This is a genomic window from Shewanella sp. 11B5 (assembly GCF_002836795.1).
Classification (GTDB): Bacteria; Pseudomonadota; Gammaproteobacteria; order Enterobacterales; family Shewanellaceae; genus Shewanella; species Shewanella frigidimarina.
This window is the reverse complement of record NZ_PJAP01000893.1, coordinates 1-3297: the sequence shown is the minus strand read 5'-3', so window position 1 is coordinate 3297 and position 3297 is coordinate 1. Positions and strand designations below refer to the sequence as shown.

3 protein-coding genes are annotated in these 3297 nt (G+C 38.7%); 2 read left to right on the top strand and 1 reads right to left on the bottom strand.

Going from position 1 to position 3297, the window contains the following annotated elements; translation table 11 throughout:
* The coding region (locus tag CXF78_RS17820; protein WP_180957209.1) for a S8 family serine peptidase at nucleotides 1–1007 on the top strand (1007 nt) is incomplete at its 5' end.
* 395 nt (nucleotides 1008–1402) lie between these two features.
* Here CXF78_RS17820 and CXF78_RS17815 read toward each other — a convergent pair.
* Nucleotides 1403–2134 carry a hypothetical protein gene (locus CXF78_RS17815; protein ID WP_102037513.1) on the bottom strand — a complete coding sequence of 244 codons (732 nt, stop codon included), beginning with the start codon at nucleotides 2132–2134 and terminating at the stop codon, nucleotides 1403–1405.
* 436 nt (nucleotides 2135–2570) lie between these two features.
* Between CXF78_RS17815 and CXF78_RS17810 the strand changes: the two genes are divergently transcribed.
* The gene (locus CXF78_RS17810; protein ID WP_011639055.1) at nucleotides 2571–2822 is read left to right on the top strand and encodes a DUF2999 family protein; all 252 of its coding nucleotides are present in this window, start codon (nucleotides 2571–2573) and stop codon (nucleotides 2820–2822) included.
* Nucleotides 2823–3297 lie beyond the last annotated feature (475 nt).

The window sequence follows — 3297 nt, the reverse complement described above, 5'->3', positions numbered from 1 at the left end:
TGATTGGTGCCAATGATAGCAATAACGTTATTGCAGATTTCTCTCAGTTCCCGACATGTACATCGGGTAAAGGTCGTAAAGTAACAACTGATGAAACCATTTGTGTTGAAGTTTCTGCCGGCGGTGTAGATACCCTTTCAACCTATCCAGCAGGGCAAGCTACTGCGTCAAATTTATCAGCAGACGGATTCGCTCTTTCCTCATCGGCAATGGAAAACGCAGGTTCAGTAGTGGGTAACACATTTTACATGGGAACAGCTGAGTCAACCAACTCAGGTGCTAACGGTAATATTTGTGTGATCGACCGTGGTGTAATTTCATTTTACGATAAAGTCGCTAACTGTGAAGCATCTGGTGGTGTCGGTGCCATTATTATTAATAATGAACCAGGCATGCTGTACGGTACATTAGGCGATGCTAATGCGACAAGTATTCCTGCTGTTGGGGCAGCATTTGAAGATAGATCAACCTTAGTTAATGCGGCAACTGCAAATATTGATATTGGTACATCAGACTTTGGCTTTATGAGTGGTACTTCTATGGCTACTCCTGCGGTGTCGGGAATTGCAGCCTTAGTATGGTCACAACATAACGAATGTACGGGCAGTGAAATCCGTGCAGCACTTAAAGCCACAGCGTTAGACGCCGGAGCATCAGGTAAAGATGACTACTTTGGTTATGGTATTGTGCAAGCTGCTGCTGCAGATGCTTATTTATCAAGTAATGGCTGTGCAGGCGGTGGGGTAACTCCGCCACCAACGGGCGGCGATATTACATTGTCACTTAATGGTTATAAATCGAAAGGCGTTAACAAAGTTGATTTAACCTTTGGTGGTGCAAGTTCAGCCAATGTAGACATTTTCCGCAACAACAGCAAAGTAACCACTACGGCAAATGACGGTAGCTATACAGATAGTATTTCAGCAAAAGGCGGTGGAACATACACTTATCAAGTATGCGAATCTTCTACTGCCACTTGTAGTGCAGAAAAAAATGTCACGTTTTAATTAGCTAGAAACAAACGTTATTAATGAGGCTATAGCTTAAATAGTCCGAACAAAAAATCATCTCAATTTGAGATGATTTTTTATTTTTTAAAACACTCAATGCCACATGTACTTCAATTGTGCTTTGCTAGCATTGTGTCAAGCTCAGCTAAAATCTCGTCAATAGTCATAAGTTGTAAGTTGTAAGTTGTATAGCATGACGAGTACAAATCAGTAATGCCAAGCCCTTGTTAAAAGCATGCTGGACCATAAAAAGAATATTAAAAATGCAGTGCAAATTCCAACATTTATCACGGTGTGATCTCGCTTTTCTATATCTCTTTTTTGTCATTAAGCGTATTAAAATATTATTACTACATCGATAGCAGAATAATGAGCTTTATACTCAGTAAAGGTTAACCAAACAACCAAGCTCCACCTTTGAACAACAGACAAACCCCTGCCCCCATCATAAATAAATAACTAAAAATAAAACCAACGGCGCCACTAGAAGGACCAGTCCCATCTAAGCAAATAATTATTCCACTAATATAAAACAAGATAAAAAAGTTTAGCATCATACTCAACATAAAATAGTCACCCATGACGGGAAGCGCACCACCGATAACACTACAAATGAGTAGCAAAAAGTCGCTAAATTTTTCTTTGGTTATATATTTTTTCTCTAAGACTCGGACACAAAATACCACCAGCATAATCGCTAAATAAAGCAGTGAAATTGATAATGCGGAGTACATTCCTTGTTGTATTGTTACCGCCGTAACCTCTGATGTTACAACGATGTCTGGACTTGAGCCTGTAAATAAACCTGCAATAAAATGACCTATGCCAAATATTATCAACCACGCAATAGCGAATGAGATGAGATCATCGCGAACAATAGGATGACTTGCCTTATGATTAACCATTTTGGCCAATAGCAGACCAAATAACGTGACTGCAGCCAGTAAGCTTAACGCATACCAGTATTGGTCTAGATAGAAGAAAGCAAAGCTGGGAGGAATAACTAAAAAAGATTGATAAAACTCGTTTTTTTTCGTTGTCAGACCGGTATCTTTATAAAATGCCAAATACACAATTAACGGTTGAGAAATAACAACGGCAATACAAAGGGTAACAATATCCATATAAAACATCCGTGTAGTTAAACGAAACATACAGCACCATGCCATACCTGGCTTAGTATAAACGCCAATATTGTAAACTCAATCAATAATGCATCGCCGTTAATATAGGCATGATGAACTATCACTATAACCCCTCAACACAACACCAAGCAGGCATGAATAAGCCTATGAATTATTACAGATTTTTATTCATGTAGTTATTTCAAGTAGTTGATATTTTGTAGAGTAATAAGACAGAGCAATTAAGATCGAGTCATGAAGCGGAGCTACAAGACTGAATCACTAGACTGACGTTAATAGTAGCGGCGACTCTGAGGCCGTAAACAATACATCAATCATATCGACAGTTATCATGAATAGATAATGAGGCTTGCACCAGTATTATGAAAACGTGATAAAATCACAACTTAGTCAATTAACATTACAAGGTATAGCAATGAACCCGATTCTTGCCATCTTCAAAGAACACAATATCAGTGACGTACAAATTAATGAGTTGTTCCAGACGTTAACTGAAAACCCATTCGCAGCAATGGCAACTATTGGTCAATTAGGTATTCCTGCAGAAAAGCTACAACAGTTGATGGGCATGGTGATGCAAAACCCAGCCTTGATCAAAGAAGCTGTGGTAGAACTTGGCTTAGATTTTTCAAAAGTTGAAGCGGCAAAAGCCCAGCTACAACCATAAGCACTAAGCTATTAAAAATGCACTAACAAAAAACGGCCAGTATCTAAGATGCTGGCCGTTTTTGATTTCATCTGTTTGTTACGAACGGGCTGAATAAATAGTTTGAATTGTCTTTTTTATTTCAGAGCTCGAGAAATCGTAACTATTAAGTTCTTTTTCTATCGCTCTGTATGCTGACGTGTTTCTATTAACTGCTAAATTAAATAGTTCTGTCACTAGCTATGCCTGAGAAGCACTCCAGTGAATGAGTACAGCAACAGATTCATATTGGCACTCCCAGTGTTTAACGAAACCCAGCTTAATTCGCTAACTGGCTCTGTTGAGTTGATTAAATGGCATTTTTATAATATCGAGAGTAGTGTTGGACACCTTCAACTCAATCTTAAGCAACGCTTTATTTGTTAAATTACAAACAAGAAATCCCCCTATATGGGGGATTGTTAACGGTATCACCACTATGTTTGCCGTCTGTGAT